We start from the raw sequence: 25,979 nt of genomic DNA on the forward strand, positions 1-25,979 counted from the left end.
CCATTTTGCTTCACGCACCGCAAGATTTGCTTTCATGGCAAAATCGGTACCTGGGAGGTTAAGTGTGGCTTTATAATCCACTGCATTTTCAGTAGTTTGCTTGTCGCTCATGCAAGTTTTCTTCCAATTTAATCAGCTTTTAGACTGACGCGTTTTACATAAAATTGATTGGGTATTTAAAAGGGAAATGTTGGGGTGTTTTGACGAAACTCAAGCAGTTTCACCACATCATCATCAATTCCTGCTTTTAGTGCTTCCAGCGAAGGGTAATTCTTTTCACCATGTAAATAGTTTAAGAAGGTGACCCGCATTAATAAGCCATACAGATTAGCAGAAACATCAGGGAAATGTACTTCTAATCGCCATTCAGGATGATCTTGCTGAATGGCTGGCCGTGTTCCAACATGACCTGCGCCAAAAAGTGCAGAAGGTTCATATCCAGCAATGCCCAACCGTTCAGGTTGGTCTGCTTTGACTTTGTCGCGTAGAGATGTGGTTTCACAAATCACATCGACACCATAAATGCCGTTTAAACAAGGTTTGTGACGGTTTAAACGCACATTAATGGTTGGAAAATCTAGGGTTCGACCAATTTGGTCGCCATACTGCACTCGACCTGTAATGCTATAAGGTCGGCCTAATAATTGTGCTGCGAGTGCCAAATCCCCTGCTGCAAGAGTTTGGCGAATCCGGGTTGAACTGACGCGTTCACCTTCTGCGAGGACGGTTTCAAGATTATGCACTTGAAAACCATAATTTTTAAGAAATTCACTATTGCCTTGGCGATTTTTACCAAAGTGGAAATCATCGCCTAAAACCAAACTTTGGGCATTGAGTTTGTCTTTTAAAATATCGGCAAATGCTTCGGCACTTAAACTCCGGAAGCTATTGTCAAATTTAGCAACTGCAATATAGTCCACACCTAGCTCAGTTAAATATTCGACTTTTTCACGTAAGGATGAAATCCTCGGTGGAGCATCATAAGCTTTAAAAAATTCAAGTGGTTGAGGTTCAAAAATCATCACCACTGTTTTTAGGTTGTGTTGTTTTGCAACGGCTTTGAGCTGATGAATCATGGCTTGATGACCCAAATGCACCCCGTCAAAATTACCGATGGTGACAACGGTTTTTTCTAATTCAGAGTGTGAGGGCAAAGCATGTAGACGGAGCAGCTTCATGGGCAAATCAAGTGCTTAGAATAAATAACGGCTTATATATTGCCATATTCTTGGGCATTCGTCTTGTGGTTGTTTTTTGACAATGCAAAATTTCGTAGAAAGTTCACATATATCATTTTAATTGATTTATTTAATGTAAATTAATCAATTTTTCTTATTTATAGTTTTGGTTAGTATAAATGTAGTTTCTAATGAGGACCAACTCATGCAAAAACCATTTACACAACTTGGACAGCGGCAAAATCTGATCCGTCAATTTACCCCCAACTGGTTTACTGTCAGTATGGGAACAGGTGTGGTGGCGCTTATTGTATCAGAGTTTCCGATTTTAAAGTCATTCACATGGTCGTTCGGCACAACGCTTTGGTGTCTCAATATTGCGCTTTTTGTACTTTTTACTGTGCTTTATGGACTGCGTTGGGTATTTTATCCGCATGAAGCTAAACAGATTTTTCAGCATCCGATGATGAGCCTATTTTTAGGTACGATACCGATGGCGCTGGCCACCATCCTCAATGGCTGTTTAAAGTATGGGCAGCCGATTTATGGAGATATTGCGGTTCATGTCGCTAAGAGCCTTTGGTACGTAGACGTGCTCCTTGCACTATTGGTGGCATGGGGTGTTCCTTTTGTCATGTATCAGCGTCAGCAACATAGTTTGAGCAATATGACAGCAGTTTGGTTGTTGCCGATCGTGGCCTGTGAGGTTGCAGCCAGCAGTGGCGGTCTATTGCTGGGGCATTTGCCAACAGATGGTCATGCTGTTGCGATTTTATTGGCTAGCTATGTCCTTTGGGGTATTTCTGTTTTACCTGCTTTTGCTATTTTAACGATTTTAATGTTGCGTTTAGTCTTACATAAACTACCCGAAAAAGAGCTGGCAGTCAGCAGTTGGTTGGCTTTGGGGCCAATCGGTACGGGGGCTTTGGCTTTATTGATTTTAGGACAGCAAGCACCGACAGTTTTGGTGAGCATAGATTTGGTTGAAATGGGCCAGCTTTTTCAATATGCAGGAATTTTCGGTAGTCTCATTCTGCTCGGTTTTGGGTTATGGTGGTTAGGCATTGCTGTGATGACCACTTTACACCATGCCAAACAGGAATTACCTTTTAACCTCGGCTGGTGGGGACTGACATTTCCGTTGGGCGTGTACACCCTCGCAATTCTTAATTTAGCGCAGCAATTGAATTTAGCTTTCCTCTACGCTGTTGGCTATGCCTTTGCTGCCATTCTGCTGATACTTTGGTGTTTAGTTGCAAGCAAAACCGCGCATGGTTTTTATCAAGGTCATTTGTTTTTTTCACCCTGTTTAAAAGCCTATTTGGAACAGCATTAAAGTCAGTGAAAATGCTATTTTTTACTTAGATCAAAATGCTAGATACGATTTTGGGTCGTGGTGTTTAAACTACTTTTCTTTCGGATAGATTTGCTTTCTAATGGGCTGAATGAAGTCTGTTATTTGAGTATGTTATGTCAGATGTTGCACTGATCATGGCTTTGCCGAATGAATCCAAAGGATTATTTGAACAAGCAGGGATTGAAGTTCATTACAGTGGTGTGGGTAAAGTCAACGCGGCCTATAAAGCATTTGAAGTGATTCAAAAAACAGGTTGTAAAACCCTGATTAATTTAGGTACCGCAGGCAGTAGTTATTTTGATCAGCATGAGCTGATCGAAGTTTCTCAATTTGTACAGCGTGATATGGATGTTTCACCACTCGGTTTTGCGGTCGGCTTTACACCATTTGACAGCATGGACCCCGCTGAAATTCATTTGGAGCCTTTTTTTCAGCAGTTACGCACAGGTATCTGTGGGACTGGCGATAGCTTTGAAACAGGAACACCCAAAGTCGCGTGCGACTTGGTGGATATGGAAGGTTATGCCTTGGCAAAGGTTTGTAAAAAGCTCGATGTACGTCTGATTTCAGTTAAATATATTTCAGATGGAGCTAACGACACTGCTCATTTGGATTGGGAAGACAATCTACTATTGGGCGCTCAGAAATTATTGAGATTATTTGAAAGTATCTGAGGCTTTGATTTTGTCTTTTTAAATTTGGCGACCATAGAGTGCTATGGTCGTATGCCAAAACTATTCAGGTTTGAATAAGTCAGACGGAGTTCTTGGGATCACACCATATAACATCATATGTACAGTGTGTTGAATTACACGCTGTTGCATACTACGGTTACGTAGGGTTTTACCTGTCACCATTTCCATTTGTGTGGCAAAGTCAGCATAGTTTTGTGTCAAAGCCCAAATATTCAAAATGAGCAATTCAGGATCAATTGCTTTTGAAATTTTGCCTTGTTCTTGCCAATTGCTAATCACTTTAGCTTTACGTTTGACCAATTTCTTTAGAGGCCCTTTGAGGATTTCCAGAATATGTGGAGCACCTTGAATGACTTCTAGCGCAAATAAGCGTGAGGCTTTAGGTTGAGTCCGAGAAACCTCAATCTTTTGCAATAAGTAGTTGGTGATCGCTTCTTCTGGCTCTAAGTCCGCTTCTAGCATTTGCAGTGGCGCTAACCACTTTTGCAGAACCGTCGTTAAAACTTCAACGTACAAAGCTTCTTTATTTTCATAGTAATAGAAAATATTCGATTTGTGCATCTCAGCAATCTGTGCGATCTCATCTAAACTCGCTCCATTAAAACCATAGAGTGAAAAGACATCTAGTGCAGCATTCAGCAGCTGGTGGCGTTTTTGAGTACTCTTTTTCTGTTCCATTCGCTAATTTAAAAAACAATAAAAAGGGGGAAGGACAAATTGTACGGCAAATCATCAGACTTGTGCACAAAGTGGAAATTTAATTTTTTGAATAATGATCATTTATTCTGTAGATTGACTAATAAATTGCGATAAATTCTAAAACTTGTCCAATAAAATATCATTATGTAAAAACTATTTTGTATCACAGACACGAAAGAATAGATTTTTTTCAGGGGTGTTTTGTAAAAATAACGTGAAATTTCACTTTTTAAATATGTAAGTGTTTGAAATACATGAGCGTCTCATATTTTCACGCCTGTGCAAAAAGATCCTTAGCGCCATGCTAAGGATATTGAATAAAGTTAGGTGGCCAGAACGGCATTTAATACTTGCTGTTCAAGTGAGTTAAAAGCGACATCTTTGACCCGGGGACGGGGTAGGTTGACTTGAAACTCTTTGGCAATATGACCACGGTCTAACAAAATAATTCGATCTGCCAGTTGAACGGCTTCGCTGACATCATGCGTAACTAAGATGGCGGTAAAACCTTGTTCCGTCCATAATTTTTCAATCAAATTCTGCATGTCCAAGCGAGTGAGGGCATCCAATGCACCTAAAGGTTCATCCAACAGTAAAATCCGTGGCTTATGGGATAAAGCCCGTGCTAAGGCAGTGCGTTGGCGTTGTCCCCCAGAGAGCTGCGAAGGCCAAAGCCCCGCTTTGTCTTTAAGCCCGACTTTTTCCAACAGACTAGAGGCATTGGCATGTTGTTCTTTGGCTAAGCCCAGTTGCACATTTTTTTCTATAGAGCGCCATGGCAGTAAACGTGGATCTTGAAACATGACCCGTATATCGTCTGCGGTAATCCCTTCGCGGAGGTGTCGCGCGGATTTAAACTTAATTTCACCATAGCTTTGTTGTTCTAAGTTGGCAATCAGACGCAGTAGCGTACTTTTACCACAACCACTACGTCCGACAATGGCTAAAAACTCACCTGGCTGAATATGCAGGTCTAAGTCTTCAAGAACTTTAACTGAACCATAAAACTTATGCAGTTGTTCAATAATAATTTCGGCCCCAAGCACCGCTTGAGGGTTAATGTCTTGATTATGATTTGGCTGCGATGTAATAGTGGCATGGCGACCAAGGCTTAAATCAGTCATCTCAGACTCCTTATTTTTGGTATCCTGCATGCCAACGCAGCAGGTATTTTTCTAATGTGACGGCCAGTACATCAGCCAGTTTTCCAAGTAGGGCATACAGTAAAATCCCCACCAAGACGATGTCAGTTTGTAAAAATTCACGTGCATTCATGGTCATATAACCAATGCCCGCTTGTGCAGAAATGGTTTCGGCAACGATCAATAACACCCACACCAAACCCAGTGAAAAGCGCAGACCAACCAAAATAGAGGGCATCGCGCCGGGTAAAATAATTTCTTTATACAGTTGCCAACGGGTCAAGCCATAGCTTTTCCCCATTTCAATCAGTTGCGGATCTACTGAACGTATGCCGTGATAGGTGTTGATGTAAATGGGGAAAAACACCCCGACCGCAACCAAGAACAGCTTGGCGCTTTCATCAATCCCGAACCACAAAATCACCAATGGAATAAGTGCCAGTGCGGGAATATTTCGGATCATCTGTAGAGTGGTGTCGAGCAGGGTGGACGCCATTTTCGATGAACCATTTAACAAACCCAGAAATAGCCCTAAACCGCCACCCACCAATAAGCCGAGTAAGGCACGGCCTGCACTGACTTGCACATGCTTCCATAGTTCACCACTCAGTAGCAGGTGCCAGAAAGCGCTAACTACTGCAGTAGGTGCAGGTAAAATGCGACTTTCTAAGAGTCCTGTGCTAGAAGCAATTTGCCAAAGCACAATTAAGCCGATAGGAAAGAGCCAAGGCAGCAATAGCTGCCCCAACTGGGTTCCACGTGAAACCTTTTCCTGCTGGAGGGTTTGCACTGAAACGATTTTGGACATTAGGCAGGCTCCTGAATCGCTTTTGTTTTTTTGTTTTCATCAGGTGTGTAGTTGTTTGCCACAATCTCACCAAAGGGACCTGTTAAATTTGGTTGTGCTAACTTTGCTTGAGTTTCAAGTGGCAGGAGTGGGAACACTAACTCGGCAAAACGAATCGACTCTTCAAGATGTGGATAGCCTGAGAAAATAAAGGTACTGATGCCCAAGTCAGCATATTCTTGAATACGCGCTGCAACTGTTTCAGGGTCACCGACCAATGCCGTACCTGCACCCCCACGAACCAGTCCTACACCAGCCCAAAGGTTGGGAGATACTTCAAGTTTACTGCGGTCACCATTGTGTAGTTCGGCCATGCGACGTTGGCCGACCGAGTCCATGCTCTTAAATTTTGCCTGTGCTGCAGCAATGGTGGCATCATCGACATATTGAATGAGCTCTTCTGCCGCTTGCCATGCTTGTTCATTGGTTTCACGTACAATCACATGCAGACGGATACCATAGTTGAGCGTACGGCCTTTGGCCTCGGCTTTGGCACGTACAGTGTCAATTTTTGCTTTGACTGCCGCAGGAGGTTCTCCCCATGTCAGATACGTGTCAACCTGATCCGTCGCCAACTCGATGGCATCATCCGATGAACCGCCAAACCAAAGTGGAGGGTAGGGTTGTTGTACAGGCGGATACAGCAGTTTGGCATCATCTACGTTTAGACGTTCGCCGTGAAAGGTAAAGCTTTCACCTGTATGGGAGCGGGTTAAAATCTCACGCCAAATCTTGACGTATTCATTGGCGGTTTTATAGCGAGTCGAGTGGTCTTCATAAACACCATCGCCTTGCAGTTCTTTTTCATCGCCACCTGTCACCAAGTTCAATAAAACCCGACCATTGGAGAGACGGTCAAAGGTGGCTGCCATCCGTGCAGCCAGTGCCGGCGTGGTCACGCCTGGACGTAATGCAACCAAGAATTTTAATTTTTTTGTGGCATCAATCAGACTGGCTGCGGTCAACCATGGATCTTCACATGAACGACCCGTTGGAATCAGTACACCTTCATAACCTAAATTATCCACGGCAACCGCAATCTGTTTCATATAAGCATGGTCCACTTGACGAGCACCTTTGCTGGTACCTAAGTAGCGACTGTCACCGTGAGTTGGGATAAACCAGAAAATTTTCATTTTTAAAAATCCTTAGATAGAGTCGTTTAAGGTTTGCTCGGTGCAACCCAAACGGTACTTTGAACTTGAATGTGTTTCGGAATGAGCTGGACTTGTTGGAACAAATCGGCAATCTGTTGTTGGGCTTGTACCACTTCAGGCGTCAGGGTTTGAATCGGAGAAGGTTTCAGACGTTTGTCGATGACCCGTTGAGCAATAGAGGGCTGTAAACCCGTACTTTGGGTATAGACCGAAAGTGCTTGTACTTGGTTTTTCAGCACCCATTGATCGGCCTGATTCAAGCCGTGGATGAATTGAGCAGTCGCTTCAGGATAGGCCTGAATAAATTTTGGATTGCCAATATAAAAAGAATAGGTTTGTGGAAATGCTGTGCCATCAATCAAAACTTTGGCATGTGCATCTTGTTCTGCTGCACTGAGGTAGGGTTCCCAAATGGCCCATGCATCAATGGATTGTTTATCAAACGCGGCACGTGCATCCGCAGGGGGGAGCCAAATTGGTTGAATGTCCTGCCAGCTGAGTCCTGCTTTTTGTAAGATTTTCGCCAACAACTCATGCGCGCTTGAGCCACGCTGAACGGCAATGCGTTTGCCTTTTAAGGCTTGAATTGAACCAATGCTACTATTTTTAGGAATTAACAGGGCTTGAGAGTTAGCGGGTACTTGTTCGTAGCCGACATAACTGAGTGCTTTGTCAGCAGCTTGGGCAAAGATCGGTGGGGTATTGCCCACAGCACCAAAATCGACAGCACCAACGGATAATGCTTCTAACATTTGTGGACCAGCAGGAAATTCTTTCCATTCAATTTTGGCTTGAGGAAATTGCTGCTCAAATAACTTTTGCTCACGCGCGACCAATAGGTTCAAAGACGACTTTTGGTAGCCAATCGACAGTGTTTTAACTGGAGCTGCTGCCTGTTTTTCTGGCGTGTTCGGTGCTGCTGTGTCTTGCTTTTGGCATGCCCCGAGTCCAAGACTCAAGCTGACGATGCCAATACTAGAAACTGTTTTCAGTGTTTTCATAATGATCTCTATATTTTTATTTAATAATGGCAGCGTCAATATTCAGCTTGTTTGGAATGAGTTTTTGTTGATAGAAAGCATCGGCAACGTACTGCTGTTTTTTTGCGACTTCGGCTGAAATGGGTTGAACGCCAAAGCCCATACGACCAATCGAGCTTTGTAAAATGTCTAAAGACAAGCCCGTTGGTTTTTCTAGCAATTGGGCAGCTTGTTGTTGATTTTGTTTAACCCACTGTGTTGTGGTATTTAATTCTTTCACGACTGTTTTTAAGACTTCTGGGTGAGCTTCCGCAAACTTACGATCGGCCAAATAGAACTGATGATTACTCACCAAGTTTTCTCCAGTAGCAATCACACGTGCCGAAATTTGATGTTCAGCGGCCGCAAAGAAGGGATCCCAAATGACCCATGCATCGACTGCACCTCGTTCAAACGCAGCACGTGCATCTGATGGGGGTAGATACACTGCTTCAATATCAGAAAGTTTGAGGTTATTCGCTTCTAATACTTTAAGTAGCAGGTAATGCACATTTGAACCTTTGTTGAGTGCGATCCGCTTACCTTTTAGGTCTTGAATGCTTTGAATTTTCGAATCTTTTTGTACGATCAGTGCTTCTGCTTTGGGTGCTGCTGGTTGGTTGGCAATATAAACCAAGTTAGCGTTCGCGGCTTGAGCGAAAATTGGAGGGGCTTCACCTGCTTCACCAAAGACCACACTGCCGACATTTAAACCTTCGAGGAGCTGTGGACCTGCGGGAAACTCAACCCATTTGACTTGGACATTTTGTGCTTTAAGCGCCGTTTCTAAAGTGCCTCGCTCTTTGACGATTGGCAAAATGCCATATTTTTGAAAGCCAATATTCAGTGTGACGGTTTCAGCCTCTTTTTTTCCACATCCAGATAACATCATGGCACCCGCGACTGTTGCAGCAAGAACGCTTGTTTTGATCCAGAACTTTGCTTGAGAGGTGCTCATGTGTTTCTTAACTCCAAATAAATAAAGTGGTGAGTTGGTGAACACATACGCTAAAGGGCTTTTCTTTTCAGAAAAAATAAGAAATCAGGCTTTAGACATGAAAAAAAAAGATAAAAACAAAAGTGCAAAACTTATGTGAAAATGAGCAATATAAAAAACATAAAATATAAATTTTATTAAGATTAACTTATTGATATTTATTATTTAAAACGCATTTTTATTTTTTGAATAAGCTTAGTCTTTCACGCTATATGGACTTGAGCGATTGGGGTGGTATTTTCTCGATAAAGATATGAGAAATAAAGATATCCATAATCCTGCAAAAGCCACTTAAAGTGGCTTTTTAAAGACCAGTGAGTTGCGCTGATAGTTGTATAAGGCTTGGCGGGCATTGGGAAGTTCATCGACATTGGCCGTTTCAAAGCCATGTTCTAAGAACCAATGTGCAGTACGTGTGGTCAGTACAAACAACTGCTGAATCCCCATACTGCGGGCTTTACCTTCGAGATAATGCAAAATTTGGCTGCCGCGATTAGATTTGCGATAACTCGGATCGACTGCAACACACGCAATTTCAGCACTGTGTATTTCACCTTCCGCCGCTGGTAGTGGGTAGAGGGCAGCACAGGCCAAGATCATGCCATCACGTTCAATCACGGCAAATTGATCAATTTCGTTTTCGAGACGTTCACGTGAGCGATACACCAAGATACCTTCTTCTTCAAGCGGACGTAATAGGTTAATCAGCCCGCCGACATCCTGAATGTTGGCCATACGGACTTCTTCATAATGGGCATCGGTAATCATGGTGCCTGAGCCATCCCGCGTGAAGAGCTCTTCAACCAAGGCACCATCATAAGCATAGGAAATGAGATGGACCCGATGTACGCCATGCGTCGAGGCCTTTTTGGCACCACGTAAATGTAAGGCAATGTCTGGATTAGAGTCTTGATATTTCTCAATTTGTGCATCGAGTTTGTGTGGAGAAATTTCGCGTTGCAACTGACCATGTTCATTGAGCAGACCATGTTGCTTGCCCAAGAAAATCAACTTGTCTGCTTTAAGATGAATCGCCGTACGGGTTGCCACTTCTTCTGCCAGCAGGTTGAATACTTCGCCTGTGGTGGAGTAGCCAGTTGGCCCGAGTAGCACAATATTGTGGTTATCCAAATGGCGTTGAATGGCATCGGTATCGACCGTACGGACTTCACCTGTTAACTGAAAATCGACCCCATCGCGAATGCCATAGGGCTTGGCTGTAACAAAATTCCCTGAAACCACATCAATGCGTGCACCATACATCGGTGAGTTGGCCAACCCCATCGACAGTAAGGCTTCAATTTGCAAACGAATTGAGCCTACCGCGTTCATCACGCAACTTAGGGATTCTCGCGTGGTCACGCGGCGATGTTGATGAAATGGTGTCTGTAGCTGGCTTTGTTTTAGATTGTGGTTAATTTGCGGACGTGCGCCATGCACCAAGATCAGACGAATCCCGAGTGAATGCAGTAAGGCAATATCGTGAATAATATGTTGAAAGTTATCATGCTGAACGGCTTCACCATCAAACATGATTACAAAGGTTTTATTGCGGTGAGCATTGATATAAGGCGCAGAATGTCGAAACCAATGCACATACTGCAAAGTTGTACTGTGATGTGTTTCGATGGAATTTGCGTGCATGCCTGTCTCAAAATGAACTGCTTAGCATGATTTTAATCAAAAAATGCAGAAGGGGAAGTCTTAAATAGAAAAACACCTGATGCAAAGATCAGGTGTTTGATTGGCTTGCCGAAATGAATGGCTGATTAGTTAATAATGCGGAGAATACGGTTATTACGCTCATTGACGAGGATATAGTCGCCATTGATTTTGTACCACTGTTGGTAACGCCCTGTGTTGGGTAGGCGACGCGCTTCGCGGTTACTGACATGATAACGTGATGAATCATAACTTCGGGGAAGATATTGACCTGAGCGCCAGTCTCGGCTCGGGTTGACACGGCTGTTTTTATAGCGGTCGTTTGTATTAGAGCGGTGGTCATTACGTTGATCCCAACGCGAGTCATGATCATGAGAGCGATTATAATCCTGAGGTGCTGCCATGGCAGATGTTGTTATGAGTGCACCTAAAGAGAGGGTGATTACAGTCAGAATTTTTTTCATTGCTTTCATCCAGTATTTATCTTGTTTCGATGATTCAAAATTAGCGAACAACTCTAGAGAAAGCGTGAGGGCTATTTAGGTGAATTGTGAAATGTATGAAGAGACTGAGGAGATTGTTATTTCTTTGAAATATTGTCCATTACAGGGTTTTAGACATAAAAAAACCTGAAAAACATCTTTTATACTCCGCTTCACTATCATCTCTAGACCCTAGTCTAAAATTGTGTGAAAGCGAATAAAAATATGATGATTCAGGTTTAAATAGTGGATTTACGGTGCAAGATCAACGAGGAGATTAAAGTCCCATGATACGCAAAATATTGTTGCTATCCGCATCGACTAAGATGTAGTCATTATTAATTTTGTACCATTGTTGGTTACGGTTTGGTTTAGGGAGATTATGCTCTTTGTATTCGACCTTATAACCATTACCACGGTAATGCTGTGGCATCACATAACCTTGTTGCCATTTATGCTGTTGCAAACGTTTGACACCCCGTTCTTCACGCATACGTCGACGGTCTTGTTGATCATCGTCATCTGAACCACGAAAGTCTCGACCACGTGATTCATTGCCAAAGCGTGGATGGTCGTTGTCAAACTGAGGGGCAGCAGTACTGAAACTACTTGCCATCAAAGCACTGAAAGAGATTGCCAATACTGTCAAAATCTTTTTCATGTTGAATCCTCATTAGGGTAATTTCACTCTTTCCTATAATGTACGAAAAAAATGCAGAGAAACTGTGAAGATAAATTGGGCATTTATTAACAAATGCAGAGATATTAAGAAGATTATGCCTAATTTTGACCGTTAATTAAATCACCAATTGATTCAAAGTCTAAAGTAATCGGTCAAATATTTCTGTTTTTCTGCATTGTGGTATTGCATCGCTTGACCTTGTTAAAGAAAGCAAAGGCGATTATTTAATACCATTGCTTGGTCAGATTTTGCAATGAAAAAATCGCGTTTACAACGGATTCGGCTTGAACTGCATCATCCAAAGCCGAAATTAAGCTTTCAGGCAGTTGTAGATTGTGGATATGACGAATGGTGTCATGTTTACGTTGTACATCAGTCATGCTGCATCCTTATTTTCAATTCTTGATAAATCAGAATGATAAATAGGAAATTTGAATCTTAAAAACCGAATATTTTTATTAAAATAATTTAAAAATACGATTTAAAGTAGAGGAAGAGCCAAGTTAAAAATGCAACTTGGCTGGTTCGGCCTAATAAGCGTAGTTGAGGTCGGTATAATCACTCAACGACTTCTGTACATGGGCTTGGATAAATTCATGTACATCGGCTGCGGTCATTGCTTCACCATTTTTACGAATGGCATGCTCAATGTCGGGCTGACCTTCAATTTTAATCCTATAAACAAAATTTTTCTTCGTTTGATATTGGTCGTCGTTTTTTGCAATCACGGTGACATAGTGGTAGCTATGTTCAAAGTTTAAGTCGGTATGGGCAAAAACAAACTGATCAAAGAGTTTCAGAGTCGCACCATTTTCCAGTGCTTGCAGTTCTTTGACAATACTGGCTTCAAACTTCATTCCATATTTTTCTGAAATCGGTTGTTGGTCAATCAATAGACTCACCATCCCATCTTCAGTGGGTTGTACGGTGATGTTGCTCAAGTCCGTCATGGTATGCTCTTAGCAAATAGAATTGGACATCAGTATCCGCAAAAATTGGGAAAAGACAAGCGCTGCCAAAGTCTAAAACATTCTATATGAACACAAAGCCAAAGTTTGATGCATAAAAAAGGAAGCCGAAGCTTCCTTTTAAATGAACGATTTTAGTCTTGTGCATCAATACTTTGACCATTCATATGCAAACTGTCATCGCCCATCAAGTACAGATAGGCAGGCATGATATTTTCAGGTGTGGGCAATGTTTTTGGATCTTCATCAGGATAGGCTTTGGCACGCATCGCTGTGCGGGTCGCCCCCGGATTGATACAGTTAAAGCGGATATTCGGTGCGGTATTTTCTTTGGCGAACAGTTGACTGACCGCTTCAATCGCGATCTTAGACACGGAATATGCGCCCCAACGTTCACGCGTTTCGCGCCCGACACCTGAGCTGGCAAAAACCACAGAGGCATGCTCAGATTTTTTCAGGAGGGGCATTAATTCTTGAGTCATAACGAATGGCGCACGTAAGTTGACCGCCATCACGTCATCCCAAACATCGACAGGATAATTTTCCAGTTCAGTACGCTCACCTAAAATACCTGCATTATGCAAAATACCATCTAAGCGCCCAAACTGACGTTCTAGGGTGTCGACCAATAATTCATAGTCACGAGGAGAGGCACTTGATAGCTGCAAGGGTAAGATTGCAGGTTGCGGCGCACCTAAGCCTTCAATTTCATCATAAATGACTTCGAGCTTATTTAAGGTACGCCCATGCAGCACCACGGTTGCGCCGTGTAGGGCATAACTTAATGCAGCAGCACGACCAATACCATCGCCCGCACCTGTAATTAAGATGATACGATCTTTGAGTAGATCGGGGCGAGGTTGATATTCTGAATATTTCATCATTACCTCCTCGTTATTGTGATTTTTTAATTGTGATCAAGTCAGTGAGCTTGCTTTTGATGTCTGGTTGACCAGGGACTGAATGACCTCATCTAACTCAGCTACATTCTTCACTATACAATCTGCTTGCCAAGCTGTTAAGTCATCTTTGTGCGCGAATGGTAAATAACCATAAGCGGCCAAAATGGTGTACATCTGCGCGTTACGGCCTGCATCTATATCACGTGGATGATCCCCGACGTAAATACAGTTTTCAGGTGCAATCGCAATCTGTTGGGCTGCCAAATACATTGGTTCAGGATCAGGCTTGGTTTTGCTGACATCCTCTGGGCAGACCAAAACAGCGCAGCGTTTTGTCAAATCCAGCGCGTCTAATAATGCTTCACTGAGCCAACGTGGTTTATTGGTGACAATGCCCCATGGAATTTCTTGGTTTTCAAGTTTTTCAAGTAGCGGATACATGCCAGTAAACAGGTCGGTATCTACCGCAATATCCGCCCCATAGGTGTCTAAAAAACGCTGACGATGTGCCAGAAAAATTGGGTCTTCGACTTCCAGTTCGGGATAAACCAATTTCACCATAGCCCGTGCGCCTTCAGAGACTTGGCTACGGATCAGGTTTGCATCGACCACAGCAACACCTTTTTCACGGCACATGTTTTGAATAATGCGAATAAAGTCGGCAGCCGTGTCGATCAGTGTGCCGTCAAGGTCGAATAAGACGGCTTTCATGCAGCACCTTCTTTGACAGTGTAGACCATATAGTTGACGTCGACATTCGGCGCTAACCAATAGCGTTTGGTCAATGGATTGTAATGTAAACCCGTCATGTCTTTTAGTTTGAGTCCAGCACCGCGAATATCATGTGCAAGCTCTGATGGTTTAATGAATTTATGATAATCATGGGTGCCTCTCGCTAACATACGCAGTACATATTCAGCACCAATAATGGCAAACAGATAGGCTTTAGGATTACGGTTGATGGTTGAAAAGAACACATGACCACCTGGTTTAACCAGTTTATGGCAGGCTTCAATGATTGAAGCTGGATTAGGTACGTGTTCCAGCATTTCCATGCAGGTCACGACATCGTATTGTCCCGCGTGTTCTTCTGCGAGCTGTTCAACTGGAACTTGGCGATACTCGATATGCTTAACGCCTTCTTGCTCTGCATGTAAACGTGCCACATTCAGTGGGGCTTCGCCCATATCAATACCAAGAACATCTGCACCACGACGTGCCATACTTTCAGCCAAAATGCCGCCACCACAGCCGACATCAAGGACTTTTTTCCCACTGAGTCCACCAGCATGCTCATCAATCCAGTTTAAGCGTAATGGATTGATCATATGTAAAGGACGGAACTCCGAGTGCTGATCCCACCATATGGCAGCAAATGCTTCAAATTTGGCAATTTCTTGTGGATCAACATTCAGTTGCGACATCATCGTCACCTCAATCAGGTTGTAATATTTAAAAAAATTCAATAGGGCCTAGTGTAGCGTTTATTCTGGAAAAAGCGATAAAAGCCTGAAAAAAGTTCACAGAATGAAAACGAATTTGGCATATTTGATTTATAGTATTTGCATAAACTTATCATAATGATTTTGAGGACAATAAGTTCAATGAAAAAACTCCTTTTGAGTGGACTAGCAACCGCTGTTTTCGCTATTTCTGGTAGTGCTTTGGCTGCAAACTTTGTAGCAGGTCAGGACTATACTGTGGTACCAACGCCAGTACAGGTCGAAGTACCTGGAAAAATTGAAGTGCGTGAGTTCTTCTGGTATGGCTGCCCACACTGCTTTAAACTTGAACCGCACATGCAGACTTGGTTAAAGAAATTACCTAAAGATGTACGTTTTGTACGTACACCAGCAGCGATGAATCCACTTTGGGAGCAGGGTGCTCGAGCTTATTATGTGTCTGAAGCTTTAGGTGTGCGCAAGAAGACACACCTTATGTTATTCCATGCGATTCATGATCAAAACCAGCCAATTTTAGAACAACCTGCTTTAGCTAAGTTCTATACTCAATTTGGTATTCCTGAAGCGAAATTTAATAGTACGTATAAGTCTTTTGCGATCACTTCAAAAATTGCTCAAGCGCAAGATTTAGCGAAACGTTATCAACTGAGTGGTGTCCCTGCGGTCACAGTCAATGGTAAGTACATTGTTCAAGGCGAAAATGAGAAAGTTGTGCAAGTTGTAGAATATCTCATCGAAAAAGAACGTGCGGCAAAATAATGAGCGTATAGCTCGCCCTATAAAAAAAGCCTGCTGATGCAGGCTTTTTTTATAGGGTGACAAAATTTATTGCACACTTGATGCAGGCTGTAATAAATCCTCATAACGCAGATCAATTTTTCTTAAAGTTTTTAAGCGCCAAAGTTGGTGACGAGCCTCAGCCTCATAGCCATTGAAAGCCAAGAGTTTAGCAAACTTGGTTAAATCATAAGGAATCGGATAGTTCAACACCATTTCCTCATAGTCCCGAATTTGCTCAGGGCTGACTTTACTATACGGATTTAACTGAATCCATTCGATACGACGGTTAAACTCAGACAGCAGTAAAATTTGATCGTGATTGGTGAATTTTTCAGGTGTTTTTTCATAGCGAGAGGCTTGATTCAGCTTCGGCACCATCAGTTCATAATCACGGATAATGAGTCCGACCAAGATCACACAGGCTGTAAATACCACTGGCATAACATAACTTGCTACGGTCCATGTTTTTACTTTTTGCTGGGCTTGAATAATCCCGAGAATAAAGCCGAGCGGCAACAAGAAATAGGCATAGAATAAAGGAAATTCGAGCATCGCATGAATGAGTACAGCCCCTACCATGAGCAAACCCACCACAGATTCGGATGAAGTTGCATGCTTTTGTAGTTGATAACCCCAATAGCTTATGTAAGCAAAAAATGGAACTGCAATCAGTAGACCATTCCATAAAATGAAGTCGAGAATGAAGTTGTGCGCACTTTTCACCCAAACTGGACCTTGGAACTGATCACTAATCAATGTGTAAGCGACACTGGTTTGATGCCAACCATAGCCAAACCAAGGGCGTTCTGCGATTGCATGTAGCATTTGCTGCCAAATGGCAAGACGTGACATATCCCCCTTGGTTGCTCGAGCAACGACATCGCGAGTTTGTGTGACATCAACATTAGAAAGTTGAGCCAACAACTGATTGAGCTGAGGAGTTAACACAATTAAAGAAACAAAGAGCACAAACCATGCAAGAGCACTATACCATTTGAGTTGTAGTGTGCCTCTGTATTGTTGATAGAGTAAATACAGTAGTACACAAATACTCGCGACCCATGATGTGCGAGATTGACTCAGTGCGACAGCAAACAACATCAGTACGGCACTAGTGCAGAGAAGAAGAGTATTGAATTTTTTCTTCTCAAATAAGTAAAGAGTACCCAGTAAGGACAGAATTAAGAAGCTTGCCATATTATTCGGCTGAGCGAAGTTGGCATACGGGCGGTCACCTTTTAATATGGTCATCCCCGGTATTTTCTGTTCAATATTGAGCCATTGGCAGATGGCAATCAGAGCAGTGATCACACCAACCAACCAAAAAACCGTACTTAAACCTGCAAACAATTGTTCATGCGCGAGCGGTCTTTGACTGAGGTTAAAACCTAAAACAATACTGAGCCAAAAGGCAAAAATGTATAGGCCACACATCAACGCTTTGCTGAAAAAGAACAGCTCACCAAAGCCGTACTGTATAAAGGGTACAAGGCTTAAGAGCAATAGAGGTAGTGTGATCTTGGGGAATAAAATTTTTTCTTTTAGAAACAGTGCAGAAAGCGTAAATAATGACAAAAAGGCAAACAGCTCACCTGTATAAGTGACCCATGGTCGATAATGAATGGGCAAAAGCCATGCTAAGGCCATACATACACTGGCAGCTAAAAAAAGAAAAAAACGCATAAGAGGTACAGATGAAAAAACTGGCTCTATGATAGTGAAAAAGCGTCTAAGTTTGAGCAAACAGTGTTAAAAAATTTGTAATGTATTAAAACATCATTCTAGCTGGAGTTTAATGCAGTGTCGGGTTGGCTTGTTCTGTTTGTATTGCTGGTCGATGCCAATTGGAAATACCACGAAACATGAGTTGAATCTGTACCACTGTTTGCATTTTAAAGTCATGTTGTTGCTGTTGTAATTGTACTGATGGTACATCTCGGCTAAAACCCATCCAGCGCATGGCCCAGTTAAAAGAGGCGTTCATTAGAATATTGGCTAAAACGTTAAGGTCTTTTGAATCGCGGATATGCTGCATACTTTCAATACGGGTGAGAGCATAGGCAAAGTCGTCGATTAAAAACGTGATCTCTCGTTCGATGGCTTTACGAACCAATGTTGAGCCTCCCCAACGCTCGCCGATGAGAAAGATCCATTGTTCGGGGTGTTGCTCAACGGCATCAAAGAATAAATCGAGGCTGTGCTCAATGGTTGCATGTGGGCGGTAAACATAGCTTTGACCTAATTGGGTCAGCACATTTTTGATATGTAAGGCAGCTTGGTCGACCAGTTCAAGCCCTAGTTCATCCAAATCACTAAAGTGTCGATAAAAGGCGGTTGGCACTAAACCGACTTGACGGGTAACTTCACGGAGACTGATCTGACTAAAGGAACGACCAGAGGTGCTGAGCTGTAAGGCTGCATTGAGCAATGCTTGGCGACTTTGTTGTTTGCGCTCTTCACGAATCGACATAGATGTGGCCTCAAGCTCATTTGTCTTTTAGTTTAACAAAGAATCAAGATCTAAAGTGAGGTTGGCGATCAATTACAAAAGCGAGCTTGTGGAGCAAATGCTTTGGCTTTGCTTCTGCTATACTATGCGCCAATCAACTTAGTCAGATGAAGGACGTATTATGCGTATCGACCAACGAGCATTAGATCAATTACGTGATGTTACTATTACGCGTAACTATACACGTTATGCAGAAGGTTCGGTATTGGTTGAGTTTGGTCATACCAAAGTTCTTTGTACTGCGAGCATTGATAACTCAGTTCCGCGTTTTTTAAAAGGTAAAGGTCAAGGTTGGGTAACAGCAGAATATGGCATGTTGCCACGTTCAACCCATACCCGTAGTGACCGTGAGGCGGCACGTGGTAAGCAAAGTGGTCGTACTCAAGAAATTCAACGTTTGATTGGTCGTAGTTTACGTGCCATGGTGGATTTAAAGAAACTCGGTGAAAATACGATTACCATTGACTGTGATGTGATTCAAGCAGATGGTGGTACGCGGACTGCTGCGATCACTGGTGCTGCGGTGGCCCTTATTGATGCGATGAATACGCTGCTTGAGAAAAAGAAAATTAAGCAGGATCCACTCAAAGGTTTGGTTGCTGCCATTTCAGTCGGTATTTTCCAAGACGAAGTGCTTTTAGACTTGTGCTATGAAGAAGACTCAAACTGCCAAACAGATTTAAACGTGGTGATGACCCAAGCAGGTGAGTTTATTGAGATTCAAGGTACAGCGGAAGATAAACCATTTACCCGTGTACAGTGCAATGCCATGTTAGAAATGGCCGAAAAGGGCATTCAAGAATTGGTGAAAAAACAACAGCAAGCGCTGGGCTGGTAAGTTTTCACGCAAAAAAAACGCACTATCTAGTGCGTTTTTTTATGGCGTGTTGACTGAATGCAATCTTTTCAAATTAAGCATTAAAACGCATGGAAAGATCGACGGCTTTGACATCTTTGGTCAACACACCCATCGAAATATAATCCACGCCTGTGGTTGCCACTTCACGTAAGTTGTCAATGGTGATGTTGCCTGACGCTTCCAATTTACAACGTCCTGCGACATGCTTGACCGCATCAATCATTTGTTGCTGGCTAAAGTTGTCTAACATCACGATATCCGCTTGGGCTTCTAATGCTTGGTCTAATTCAGCCCATGTTTCGACTTCGACTTCGACAGGTTTGCCCGGGGCAATTTGATGCGCTTTGGCAATCGCTTGAGCAATGCCACCAGCTGCCATGATATGATTTTCTTTAATTAAAAAAGCATCGAATAGGCCTAAACGATGGTTTTGCCCCCCGCCGATCGCGACTGCATATTTTTGTGCAATGCGCAGACCCGGTAGTGTTTTACGGGTATCTAGCAACTTGGTATTTAAGCCATCCAGTTGTTTGACATATTCAGCCGTTTTGGTTGCAACTGCAGACAGGGTTTGTACAAAGTTGAGTGCAGGGCGTTCAACCGTAAGTAAGCTGCGTGCTGAACCCGCCAGTTTAAAAATGGTTTCATTGGCAAGAACCAGGTCGCCATCGTTTTTTAGCCACGTGATTTGTACGCTGGGATCGAAAGCTGCAATTAATGCATTGACCCAAGGTTGACCAGCAAGAATCATGTCTTCACGGCTAATAATGGTCGCAGTTGCTTGCTCATCTTCAGGCGTCAAAAGTGCCGTAATGTCGCCATCACCGATGTCTTCTTGTAATGCCTGTTGAATATTCAGTTGAATAGAGTGTTCAAGCAGTTGCTGCGATATGCTCATCCGATTGTCCGTATCTTTATAGAAGCCATGAAAATTGCGCAATATATTAGCACCCTCCTCAGAAAAAATAAGTATTTCATCTCGATTATTAGTGTGAAAGTATATTTGAAATATATAGATGCATTTATGTAGTACTTTAATTTGCTTGCTATAATGTTATTCTTATTCGCATATAGAGAAAGTTATGGCTGAATTTAATAGTAAAAATTTTGTTGAGTTGTATCGCACAGAACAAGGACAAAAATTATGGCAATTTTTGAATACAGAGAAATCGATTATTCAAATGAAAACAGCCAGTGATTTGAACAAGCCTGCCTTATTAGGAATTGAAAAAGATTTGCTACGCTCAGGTCTAATGCAAACAAAAGAGCAAATGGAAAACTTGAAGATAGATGGAAAAATTTATGATCGTACAAAACAAATGTTGGGTGCGATGGTTAGGCAAGTAATGGAATCAGAGGGCTATCAATTGCATTCAAAGAATATGAGAGTCGTCACAAATAGTAGAATTTTCTATGCTGCTACATTATATCGAGAGATTGGGGAGAATAAATAGAAGAATTATACAAGGCTAATAAGTGTTGCATGATTAATCATAGTACTATATATTACGTTCTATGTTGGATCTTGTATTAGTATGATCTTATATCCAATAAAGCAGTATTCCATAAATAGGAGACGAAATAATGAGTAATAATAGTGTGGTGTGGGGGCGCGGTATTGATACATTAGGAGTTGAATTTCTTACGAATGTTTTAAATAACATGCAACGTCTGAGTAGCAATATTGTACGCTTTGGTCAAAGAGGAATAGGTAAACAACCTAATTATCAGATTGATCTTACGGAAAATGAATCTAAAAAATTTAATGGCTATCATGGTAAATTTCATAGGGATGGAGTTTCAGAGGACGAGCCATTTAATCCTGAAAATTTATCAGTCGTTTTTAGCCTTCAAGATGTGCAAGTTGCATTAGAAGCTGCAAGAAAACAAAATATTGTGTAATCATAATTTTTAATCTTAGTATAGCCATGTTTATGATATGACTGGTTATTTATAATTTAATAAAAAACATGGAAGCAAAAATGAATTTCATCTAAGAGAGCTAAAAGAGATGCTGAATCTTTAGGTAAATAAATATTAGACCCTTAACTTATGTTTAGGGTCTATCTTTATGATAATTTCAATAAATAAAGTAAATAAGATGAACCTATTTTTAGACTGTGAATTCAATGGTTTTGGTGGTGAACTCATTTCAATGGCACTTGTAGACGGAGATGGGCACTCTTTTTATGAAGTTTTAACTTGCACTCATCCAGAGCCTTGGGTTGCTGAAAATGTCATTCCTAAACTGGTTAAAACACCTATTTCTTTAATAGAGTTTCAAAATAAATTAGCTTTATTTTTGAATGAATATTTAAAAATTCATGTGGTTGCAGATTGGGCAGAAGATTTATCATTATTTACGCGTAGTCTTATTATTAGCGAAGGACGAGCAATACGAACACCACCTTTGACTATGGAGCTATGGACTGGAGAGATGTGCTTTAGTTCCGAAATTCCACATAATGCTCTTTCGGATGCAAGAGTTTTAGCTGACTCTTATAGACTACAATTACGTTGTTAGTATGAGTTGTGCTATATAAGAAGCATAAAAACTATGAGTAGATTAGGCTCAGAATGCAACAATTTACAATCCATAATGGCAGATTACAAGGTGCGAGACAAATCCCATCGCCTAATTTTAACGCACGTCCTGCAGATGCTGATATTCAACTGATTGTCATTCATAATATCAGTTTGCCCCCCTCACAGTTTGGTGGTGGCTATATTGAACAATTTTTTCAAAATCAATTGGATTGGTCAGTACATCCATATTTTCAAACTATTCAAGGCATGCAAGTCTCAGCACATTTACTGATTTTAAGAGGCGGGGAAGTCTTACAATTTGTTAACTTTCATGACCGTGCATGGCATGCAGGGCGTTCGAGTTATTTGGGCAAAAAAGAGTGCAATGATTATTCGATTGGCATTGAGCTTGAGGGCAGTGATGACATGCCTTTTGAAGATGCCCAATATGAAGCATTGGTACATGTGACTGCCTGCTTACAGCAAACCTATCCTCAAATTCAACAGCATTTGGCGGGGCATTCCGATATTGCGCCAGGTCGAAAAACGGATCCTGGCCCATTTTTCGATTGGTACAAATATAGAAGCCGTTTGCAGCAGTTAAAAAGTCAATAAATTGAGTGCAGACAACAACATTAAACAATCAAATATTCGTTGAAGTTTCATTACAATAGCGGCAAACGAAAAACTAGGTGGATACGATGGCGCTGTGGCGGTCAACCGTAATTGTAAGTGCAATGACCATGCTTTCTCGGGTCTTGGGTTTGGTACGAGACATTGTTTTGCTGAATGTCTTTGGTGCGGGTAAAGATTTCGATACTTTTGTGGTGGCCTTTCGTATACCGAACTTCTTTCGTCGGCTGTTTGCTGAGGGGGCATTCTCTCAGGCGTTTATTCCAGTACTGACCGAATATAAAACTGGGCGTACCCATGCGGAAGTTCAAATCCTGATTAGCCGTGTCTTTGGTTGTTTGATGACGATCATGACAGCTCTAACTTTCTTGGCTATGGTCGCGGCGCCTGCCGTATTGTATATTTATGCACCGGGCTTCCATGCTGACCCTGAGAAGTTTGATCTTGCAGTTTCGATGTTCCGCCTCACTATTCCTTATTTATTGTTTATGTCGCTGACAGCCTTTGCCAGCAGTATTCTAAATAGTTATGGTTCCTTTGCTTCACCCGCATTTTCACCAGTATTGCTGAATGTTGCGATGATTGCAGGAGCATGGTGGTTGACGCCGTATATGGCGGAGCCGATTATGGCACTCGGTTGGGCAGTGATTGCTGCGGGTGTATTGCAATTAGCGATCCAAATTCCTGAACTTTGGCATAAAAAATTACTGATTCCGCCGAAAGTCGATTTTAAACATGAGGGTGTAGATCGCATCATGAAATTGATGTTGCCTGCACTATTTGGTGTTTCTGTTACGCAAATTAACTTACTTCTAAACACCATTTGGGCTTCGTTTATGCAAGATGGTTCTGTGTCTTGGTTATATAGTGCAGAACGTATGACTGAATTGCCTTTGGGGTTGATTGGGGTGGCGATTGGTACGGTAATTTTACCGGCATTGTCGACCCGTCATGCAGAGCAAGATATGTCGAAGTTTCGTGGCATGATGGATTGGGCTGCGAAGGTGATTGTTTTGGTTGGCGTGCCTGCCAGTATTGCACTGTTTATGTTATCGACCCCTATTATTCAGGCCCTATTCCAACGCGGACAATTTACCCTTGAAGATACTCAAATGACGGCTTTAGCGTTGCAGTGTATGAGCGCCGGGGTGATTTCATTCATGTTGATTAAAGTCTTTGCACCTGGGTTTTATGCACAACAAGACACCAAGACTCCTGTCCGTGTGGGGCTAATGGCCGTTGCTGCGAATGCGATTTTAAACGTAGTGTTTATTGGTTTCTTTAAATTGATTGACTGGCATGCAGAGCATATGGCACTGGCTTTAGCGTCTTCTGGGTCTGCACTTGTAAATGCAGGAATGTTGTATTTCTATCTACATAAGCGTGATATTTTCCGTTTTGGTGCACACTGGAAAAAACTGTTTATTCAGTTTGGTATTTCTAACGCCGTGATGATTGCAGCATTGTGGTACGGACTGACTTGGTATAATGGCGAAATGTCACAGTGGATTCGCGTTGCTGAAGTGGTTGGGCTGTGTGTGGTCGGTGCGGTGGCTTATGCCATTGGTTTATTCATGACGGGTTTTAGACCACGCCATTTAAAGCATGAAGCATAAAACAAAAAGCACTGCTTGATTTTATGCTGCAAGACCAGTGAAGCGCGTAGCTTAAAAGTAAGCATTGCTTGATTTGAGAATAGATTGTAATTCATAAAAAGCGTAATCAATAAAAAGCCTGATCACATGTCAGGCTTTTTATTTTATCTATAGAATTATTTTGCCTAACTGCCTTAGTTTGGCAATACTGCAATCAGTTCCACATCAAAAATCAGCGTGCTGTTCGGTTCAATTACATCACCTGAACCAATTTGACCATAACCCAGTTTAGATGGAATAAAGAAACGGTATTTCGCTCCTTCTTTCATCAGTTGCAAACCTTCAGTCCAACCTTGAATGACTTGGCTGACTTGGAATTCTGCAGGCTGTTGGCGGGCAATCGAACTGTCAAAAACCGTTTGATCAATCAAACGTCCTTCATAATGGACTTTGACTCGACTGTTGGCCTTGGGTGACTTGCCTTGACCTTGTTGTAAAACCATATATTGCAGGCCTGAAGCTGTAGTTTTCACCTCAGGTTTTTTTGCATTCTCAGCTAAAAATGCTGCACCAATTTTGGCATTTTTGTCTGCCAATTGTTTGACTTCTAATAATTGTTTCGCTTCGGCTTGACGCTTATATTGGGTGAGTACACGCGCCATATCTTCATCACTTAATGAGGCAGTTTGGCCTTTGGATGCTTCTCGTAACCCTTGGACAAAAGCATCTATATCTAAATCTTGAATAGACTCTGCATTACTGCGACCCATCAAATAACCAAAGCTATAACCGACCTGTTGATGAACACTACTTTTATTGGTGATAGGCGCCGCGAAAAGAGGAGTTGAAAGGAACAAGCCACAGAGTAATGTTGTTTGAATTTTCATAAATTGTTCTCAATAAAAACAGGAGAGCAAAAGCTCTCCTTGAGTTGGCATTGTTATTTTACTTTGATCAGTTCTACATCAAAAATAAGTGTGCTGTTGGCTGGGATCATACCGGGTACCCCTTGTGGACCATAACCTAAGTTAGACGGGATATAGAGGGTCGCTTTGCCACCTTCTTTCATCAGTTGTAAACCTTCAGTCCAACCTGGAATGACTTGATTCAATGGGAACTCAATTGGCTCGCCACGCTCAATTGAGCTGTCAAAGACTTTACCATCGACCAACTGGCCTTTGTAGTGTACCGTCACTACCGAGTTTGCATTTGGTTGCTTGCCTGTACCTTCTTGGGTGATTTTGTACTGTAAGCCTGAAGCTGTAGTTTTCACCCCAGGTTTTTTTGCATTTTCAGTTAAGAAATTATCGCTAGTGGTCTGTGCTTGTTGAGCAACATTAGCCTGTTTTTGTTGCATTTCTTGTTGGAACTGTTCATAGGCTTGTTTTAATTCTTCTTCTGTATACGCGGGTTGGCTACGGGCATGACCTGCGCGAACACCGGTGACAAAACTGTTAATGTCGAGTTCTGGTGGGGTTTGATGAGCAACTTCATAGCCTAGTGCATAGCTAATTTTTTCTACGGCAGATGCATTTTTTGAAACTTGCGCTTCAGCCGAAGCAGGGTGTTGAGATGCATAATAAACGGGAACAAGTGCAGCACCGCCTAGAAGAACAGCTACAGCAATCGGTAAGGCTTTACTCATGTGAAATTTTTCCTAATTCTATTACATTCAAAAAGTTTTCAGCATCTTAGCAGACTTCATGAATCACGTGTTTTGTACCTAGAGTACATTTCCAAATTAATATATGCCGAAGTCCTTAAAAAAACTATAAGGATTTGAATATATAAACGTTTGTCATACAAAATAAAAAGCCAGAACTGTCA

Annotated in this window: 30 protein-coding genes; 9 read left to right on the forward strand and 21 right to left on the reverse strand. The window is 42.1% G+C overall.

All coding sequences use genetic code 11. The features are described from left to right. Positions 1-111: hypothetical protein (locus tag B4F08_RS17235; RefSeq protein ID WP_414632428.1), on the reverse strand; the 111-nt coding region annotated here is incomplete at its 3' end. Between the two features lie 65 nt (positions 112-176). Then, positions 177-1,178 carry a bifunctional riboflavin kinase/FAD synthetase gene (gene ribF, locus B4F08_RS00210; protein WP_110974407.1) on the reverse strand — a complete coding sequence of 334 codons (1,002 nt, stop codon included), beginning with the start codon at positions 1,176-1,178 and terminating at the stop codon, positions 177-179. 205 nt (positions 1,179-1,383) lie between these two features. Here ribF and B4F08_RS00215 point away from each other — a divergent pair, with 205 nt between their 5' ends. Both B4F08_RS00215 and B4F08_RS00220 read left to right on the forward strand, forming a co-directional pair. Then, positions 1,384-2,514, forward strand: coding sequence for a TDT family transporter (locus B4F08_RS00215; RefSeq protein ID WP_291372321.1), 1,131 nt, complete (start codon positions 1,384-1,386; stop codon positions 2,512-2,514). Positions 2,515-2,648: 134 nt separating this feature from the next. Next, a complete protein-coding gene (locus B4F08_RS00220; RefSeq protein WP_110974409.1) occupies positions 2,649-3,209 on the forward strand; it encodes a 5'-nucleosidase in 561 nt (186 codons plus the stop codon). 60 nt (positions 3,210-3,269) lie between these two features. Here the strand turns inward: B4F08_RS00220 and B4F08_RS00225 are convergent, their stop codons facing one another. The 14 genes from B4F08_RS00225 to ubiG form a co-directional block, all read right to left on the reverse strand. Next, a complete protein-coding gene (locus B4F08_RS00225) occupies positions 3,270-3,908 on the reverse strand; it encodes a TetR/AcrR family transcriptional regulator (RefSeq protein ID WP_110974410.1) in 639 nt (212 codons plus the stop codon). A gap of 344 nt (positions 3,909-4,252) precedes the next feature. Next, complete coding sequence (locus tag B4F08_RS00230) at positions 4,253-5,053, reverse strand: ABC transporter ATP-binding protein (RefSeq protein ID WP_110974411.1); 801 nt, start codon at positions 5,051-5,053, stop codon at positions 4,253-4,255. Between the two features lie 10 nt (positions 5,054-5,063). Beyond that, entirely contained in the window at positions 5,064-5,879 is an 816-nt protein-coding gene (gene ssuC, locus B4F08_RS00235; RefSeq protein WP_110974412.1) for an aliphatic sulfonate ABC transporter permease SsuC, read from the reverse strand. After that, the gene (gene ssuD / locus B4F08_RS00240; RefSeq protein WP_291372326.1) at positions 5,879-7,054 is read right to left on the reverse strand and encodes an FMNH2-dependent alkanesulfonate monooxygenase; all 1,176 of its coding nucleotides are present in this window, start codon (positions 7,052-7,054) and stop codon (positions 5,879-5,881) included. Before ssuD ends, ssuC begins: the two co-directional genes overlap by 1 nt. 26 nt (positions 7,055-7,080) lie before the next feature. Beyond that, positions 7,081-8,076: an aliphatic sulfonate ABC transporter substrate-binding protein gene (locus B4F08_RS00245; RefSeq protein WP_110974414.1), complete on the reverse strand. Its 996-nt coding sequence runs from the start codon at positions 8,074-8,076 to the stop codon at positions 7,081-7,083. Positions 8,077-8,092: 16 nt separating this feature from the next. Beyond that, positions 8,093-9,052 carry a sulfonate ABC transporter substrate-binding protein gene (locus tag B4F08_RS00250; protein WP_291372330.1) on the reverse strand — a complete coding sequence of 320 codons (960 nt, stop codon included), beginning with the start codon at positions 9,050-9,052 and terminating at the stop codon, positions 8,093-8,095. A 330-nt stretch (positions 9,053-9,382) separates the two neighbouring features. Continuing rightward, positions 9,383-10,735 carry an amino-acid N-acetyltransferase gene (gene argA / locus B4F08_RS00255; RefSeq protein ID WP_291372332.1) on the reverse strand — a complete coding sequence of 451 codons (1,353 nt, stop codon included), beginning with the start codon at positions 10,733-10,735 and terminating at the stop codon, positions 9,383-9,385. Positions 10,736-10,860: 125 nt separating this feature from the next. Beyond that, a complete protein-coding gene (locus B4F08_RS00260; protein WP_291372334.1) occupies positions 10,861-11,217 on the reverse strand; it encodes an RcnB family protein in 357 nt (118 codons plus the stop codon). A 295-nt stretch (positions 11,218-11,512) separates the two neighbouring features. Continuing rightward, positions 11,513-11,896, reverse strand: coding sequence for an RcnB family protein (locus B4F08_RS00265; protein ID WP_291372336.1), 384 nt, complete (start codon positions 11,894-11,896; stop codon positions 11,513-11,515). A 245-nt stretch (positions 11,897-12,141) separates the two neighbouring features. Further along, a complete protein-coding gene (locus B4F08_RS00270) occupies positions 12,142-12,297 on the reverse strand; it encodes a hypothetical protein (protein WP_291372338.1) in 156 nt (51 codons plus the stop codon). 150 nt (positions 12,298-12,447) lie between these two features. Further along, complete coding sequence (locus B4F08_RS00275) at positions 12,448-12,867, reverse strand: hypothetical protein (RefSeq protein WP_119064523.1); 420 nt, start codon at positions 12,865-12,867, stop codon at positions 12,448-12,450. 152 nt (positions 12,868-13,019) lie between these two features. Beyond that, positions 13,020-13,766 carry a YciK family oxidoreductase gene (locus B4F08_RS00280; protein ID WP_110974420.1) on the reverse strand — a complete coding sequence of 249 codons (747 nt, stop codon included), beginning with the start codon at positions 13,764-13,766 and terminating at the stop codon, positions 13,020-13,022. A gap of 36 nt (positions 13,767-13,802) precedes the next feature. Then, entirely contained in the window at positions 13,803-14,498 is a 696-nt protein-coding gene (locus B4F08_RS00285) for an HAD family hydrolase (RefSeq protein WP_119064521.1), read from the reverse strand. Further along, positions 14,495-15,211: a bifunctional 2-polyprenyl-6-hydroxyphenol methylase/3-demethylubiquinol 3-O-methyltransferase UbiG gene (gene ubiG, locus B4F08_RS00290; protein ID WP_110974474.1), complete on the reverse strand. Its 717-nt coding sequence runs from the start codon at positions 15,209-15,211 to the stop codon at positions 14,495-14,497. The genes B4F08_RS00285 and ubiG overlap by 4 nt, the downstream gene beginning before the upstream one ends. A gap of 180 nt (positions 15,212-15,391) precedes the next feature. Here ubiG and B4F08_RS00295 point away from each other — a divergent pair, with 180 nt between their 5' ends. Then, entirely contained in the window at positions 15,392-16,009 is a 618-nt protein-coding gene (locus tag B4F08_RS00295) for a thiol:disulfide interchange protein DsbA/DsbL (RefSeq protein WP_086210730.1), read from the forward strand. A gap of 66 nt (positions 16,010-16,075) precedes the next feature. Here the strand turns inward: B4F08_RS00295 and B4F08_RS00300 are convergent, their stop codons facing one another. Continuing rightward, positions 16,076-17,713: a PglL family O-oligosaccharyltransferase gene (locus B4F08_RS00300; protein WP_291372344.1), complete on the reverse strand. Its 1,638-nt coding sequence runs from the start codon at positions 17,711-17,713 to the stop codon at positions 16,076-16,078. Between the two features lie 109 nt (positions 17,714-17,822). Next, positions 17,823-18,500, reverse strand: coding sequence for a TetR family transcriptional regulator (locus tag B4F08_RS00305; protein WP_291372346.1), 678 nt, complete (start codon positions 18,498-18,500; stop codon positions 17,823-17,825). Positions 18,501-18,660: 160 nt separating this feature from the next. Between B4F08_RS00305 and rph the strand changes: the two genes are divergently transcribed. After that, the gene (rph, locus tag B4F08_RS00310; RefSeq protein ID WP_086210727.1) at positions 18,661-19,377 is read left to right on the forward strand and encodes a ribonuclease PH; all 717 of its coding nucleotides are present in this window, start codon (positions 18,661-18,663) and stop codon (positions 19,375-19,377) included. A 73-nt stretch (positions 19,378-19,450) separates the two neighbouring features. Here rph and nadC read toward each other — a convergent pair whose 3' ends face one another. Then, positions 19,451-20,296: a carboxylating nicotinate-nucleotide diphosphorylase gene (nadC, locus tag B4F08_RS00315; RefSeq protein WP_291372348.1), complete on the reverse strand. Its 846-nt coding sequence runs from the start codon at positions 20,294-20,296 to the stop codon at positions 19,451-19,453. A 184-nt stretch (positions 20,297-20,480) separates the two neighbouring features. Here nadC and B4F08_RS00320 point away from each other — a divergent pair, with 184 nt between their 5' ends. The 5 genes from B4F08_RS00320 (at position 20,481) to murJ (ending at position 24,173) form a co-directional block, all read left to right on the forward strand. Continuing rightward, positions 20,481-20,852 (forward strand): hypothetical protein, encoded by a 372-nt coding sequence (locus B4F08_RS00320; RefSeq protein ID WP_110974424.1) that lies wholly within the window; start codon positions 20,481-20,483, stop codon positions 20,850-20,852. Between the two features lie 130 nt (positions 20,853-20,982). Further along, positions 20,983-21,300, forward strand: a complete 318-nt coding sequence (locus B4F08_RS00325; RefSeq protein WP_110974425.1) for a hypothetical protein — start codon at positions 20,983-20,985, stop codon at positions 21,298-21,300. 169 nt (positions 21,301-21,469) lie between these two features. Further along, the gene (locus tag B4F08_RS00330; protein ID WP_228156964.1) at positions 21,470-21,922 is read left to right on the forward strand and encodes a hypothetical protein; all 453 of its coding nucleotides are present in this window, start codon (positions 21,470-21,472) and stop codon (positions 21,920-21,922) included. A gap of 53 nt (positions 21,923-21,975) precedes the next feature. Further along, entirely contained in the window at positions 21,976-22,539 is a 564-nt protein-coding gene (ampD, locus tag B4F08_RS00335; RefSeq protein WP_291372352.1) for a 1,6-anhydro-N-acetylmuramyl-L-alanine amidase AmpD, read from the forward strand. Positions 22,540-22,616: 77 nt separating this feature from the next. Then, entirely contained in the window at positions 22,617-24,173 is a 1,557-nt protein-coding gene (gene murJ, locus B4F08_RS00340; RefSeq protein WP_171264502.1) for a murein biosynthesis integral membrane protein MurJ, read from the forward strand. A 173-nt stretch (positions 24,174-24,346) separates the two neighbouring features. On the opposite strand, the gene B4F08_RS00345 is transcribed toward murJ, so the two are convergent. Together B4F08_RS00345 and B4F08_RS00350 are read right to left on the reverse strand one after the other, a co-directional pair. Then, positions 24,347-25,039 carry an FKBP-type peptidyl-prolyl cis-trans isomerase gene (locus B4F08_RS00345; protein WP_119064511.1) on the reverse strand — a complete coding sequence of 231 codons (693 nt, stop codon included), beginning with the start codon at positions 25,037-25,039 and terminating at the stop codon, positions 24,347-24,349. Between the two features lie 53 nt (positions 25,040-25,092). Next, entirely contained in the window at positions 25,093-25,797 is a 705-nt protein-coding gene (locus tag B4F08_RS00350) for an FKBP-type peptidyl-prolyl cis-trans isomerase (RefSeq protein WP_151706922.1), read from the reverse strand. Positions 25,798-25,979: the final 182 nt, after the last annotated feature.

This window comes from Acinetobacter sp. UBA6720 (assembly GCF_002454215.1).
Lineage (GTDB): Bacteria > Pseudomonadota > Gammaproteobacteria > Pseudomonadales > Moraxellaceae > Acinetobacter.

Coding starts and splice junctions, on each gene's coding strand:
- B4F08_RS00260 (WP_291372334.1), bottom strand. CDS start 11,217: ATGAAAAAAATTCTGACTGTAATCACCCTCTCTTTAGGTGCACTCATA.
- ubiG (WP_110974474.1), bottom strand. CDS start 15,211: ATGTCGCAACTGAATGTTGATCCACAAGAAATTGCCAAATTTGAAGCA.
- B4F08_RS00220 (WP_110974409.1), top strand. CDS start 2,649: ATGTCAGATGTTGCACTGATCATGGCTTTGCCGAATGAATCCAAAGGA.
- B4F08_RS00295 (WP_086210730.1), top strand. CDS start 15,392: ATGAAAAAACTCCTTTTGAGTGGACTAGCAACCGCTGTTTTCGCTATT.
- B4F08_RS00280 (WP_110974420.1), bottom strand. CDS start 13,766: ATGAAATATTCAGAATATCAACCTCGCCCCGATCTACTCAAAGATCGT.
- B4F08_RS00245 (WP_110974414.1), bottom strand. CDS start 8,076: ATGAAAACACTGAAAACAGTTTCTAGTATTGGCATCGTCAGCTTGAGT.
- B4F08_RS00225 (WP_110974410.1), bottom strand. CDS start 3,908: ATGGAACAGAAAAAGAGTACTCAAAAACGCCACCAGCTGCTGAATGCT.
- rph (WP_086210727.1), top strand. CDS start 18,661: ATGCGTATCGACCAACGAGCATTAGATCAATTACGTGATGTTACTATT.
- ampD (WP_291372352.1), top strand. CDS start 21,976: ATGCAACAATTTACAATCCATAATGGCAGATTACAAGGTGCGAGACAA.
- ssuD (WP_291372326.1), bottom strand. CDS start 7,054: ATGAAAATTTTCTGGTTTATCCCAACTCACGGTGACAGTCGCTACTTA.
- argA (WP_291372332.1), bottom strand. CDS start 10,735: ATGCACGCAAATTCCATCGAAACACATCACAGTACAACTTTGCAGTAT.
- B4F08_RS00350 (WP_151706922.1), bottom strand. CDS start 25,797: ATGAGTAAAGCCTTACCGATTGCTGTAGCTGTTCTTCTAGGCGGTGCT.
- B4F08_RS00300 (WP_291372344.1), bottom strand. CDS start 17,713: ATGCGTTTTTTTCTTTTTTTAGCTGCCAGTGTATGTATGGCCTTAGCA.
- B4F08_RS00305 (WP_291372346.1), bottom strand. CDS start 18,500: ATGTCGATTCGTGAAGAGCGCAAACAACAAAGTCGCCAAGCATTGCTC.
- B4F08_RS00215 (WP_291372321.1), top strand. CDS start 1,384: ATGCAAAAACCATTTACACAACTTGGACAGCGGCAAAATCTGATCCGT.
- B4F08_RS00275 (WP_119064523.1), bottom strand. CDS start 12,867: ATGACGGACTTGAGCAACATCACCGTACAACCCACTGAAGATGGGATG.
- B4F08_RS00330 (WP_228156964.1), top strand. CDS start 21,470: ATGATAATTTCAATAAATAAAGTAAATAAGATGAACCTATTTTTAGAC.
- ribF (WP_110974407.1), bottom strand. CDS start 1,178: ATGAAGCTGCTCCGTCTACATGCTTTGCCCTCACACTCTGAATTAGAA.
- B4F08_RS00345 (WP_119064511.1), bottom strand. CDS start 25,039: ATGAAAATTCAAACAACATTACTCTGTGGCTTGTTCCTTTCAACTCCT.
- B4F08_RS00320 (WP_110974424.1), top strand. CDS start 20,481: ATGGCTGAATTTAATAGTAAAAATTTTGTTGAGTTGTATCGCACAGAA.
- B4F08_RS00230 (WP_110974411.1), bottom strand. CDS start 5,053: ATGACTGATTTAAGCCTTGGTCGCCATGCCACTATTACATCGCAGCCA.
- B4F08_RS00265 (WP_291372336.1), bottom strand. CDS start 11,896: ATGAAAAAGATTTTGACAGTATTGGCAATCTCTTTCAGTGCTTTGATG.
- B4F08_RS00250 (WP_291372330.1), bottom strand. CDS start 9,052: ATGAGCACCTCTCAAGCAAAGTTCTGGATCAAAACAAGCGTTCTTGCT.
- B4F08_RS00270 (WP_291372338.1), bottom strand. CDS start 12,297: ATGACTGATGTACAACGTAAACATGACACCATTCGTCATATCCACAAT.
- B4F08_RS00325 (WP_110974425.1), top strand. CDS start 20,983: ATGAGTAATAATAGTGTGGTGTGGGGGCGCGGTATTGATACATTAGGA.
- ssuC (WP_110974412.1), bottom strand. CDS start 5,879: ATGTCCAAAATCGTTTCAGTGCAAACCCTCCAGCAGGAAAAGGTTTCA.
- nadC (WP_291372348.1), bottom strand. CDS start 20,296: ATGAGCATATCGCAGCAACTGCTTGAACACTCTATTCAACTGAATATT.
- B4F08_RS00285 (WP_119064521.1), bottom strand. CDS start 14,498: ATGAAAGCCGTCTTATTCGACCTTGACGGCACACTGATCGACACGGCT.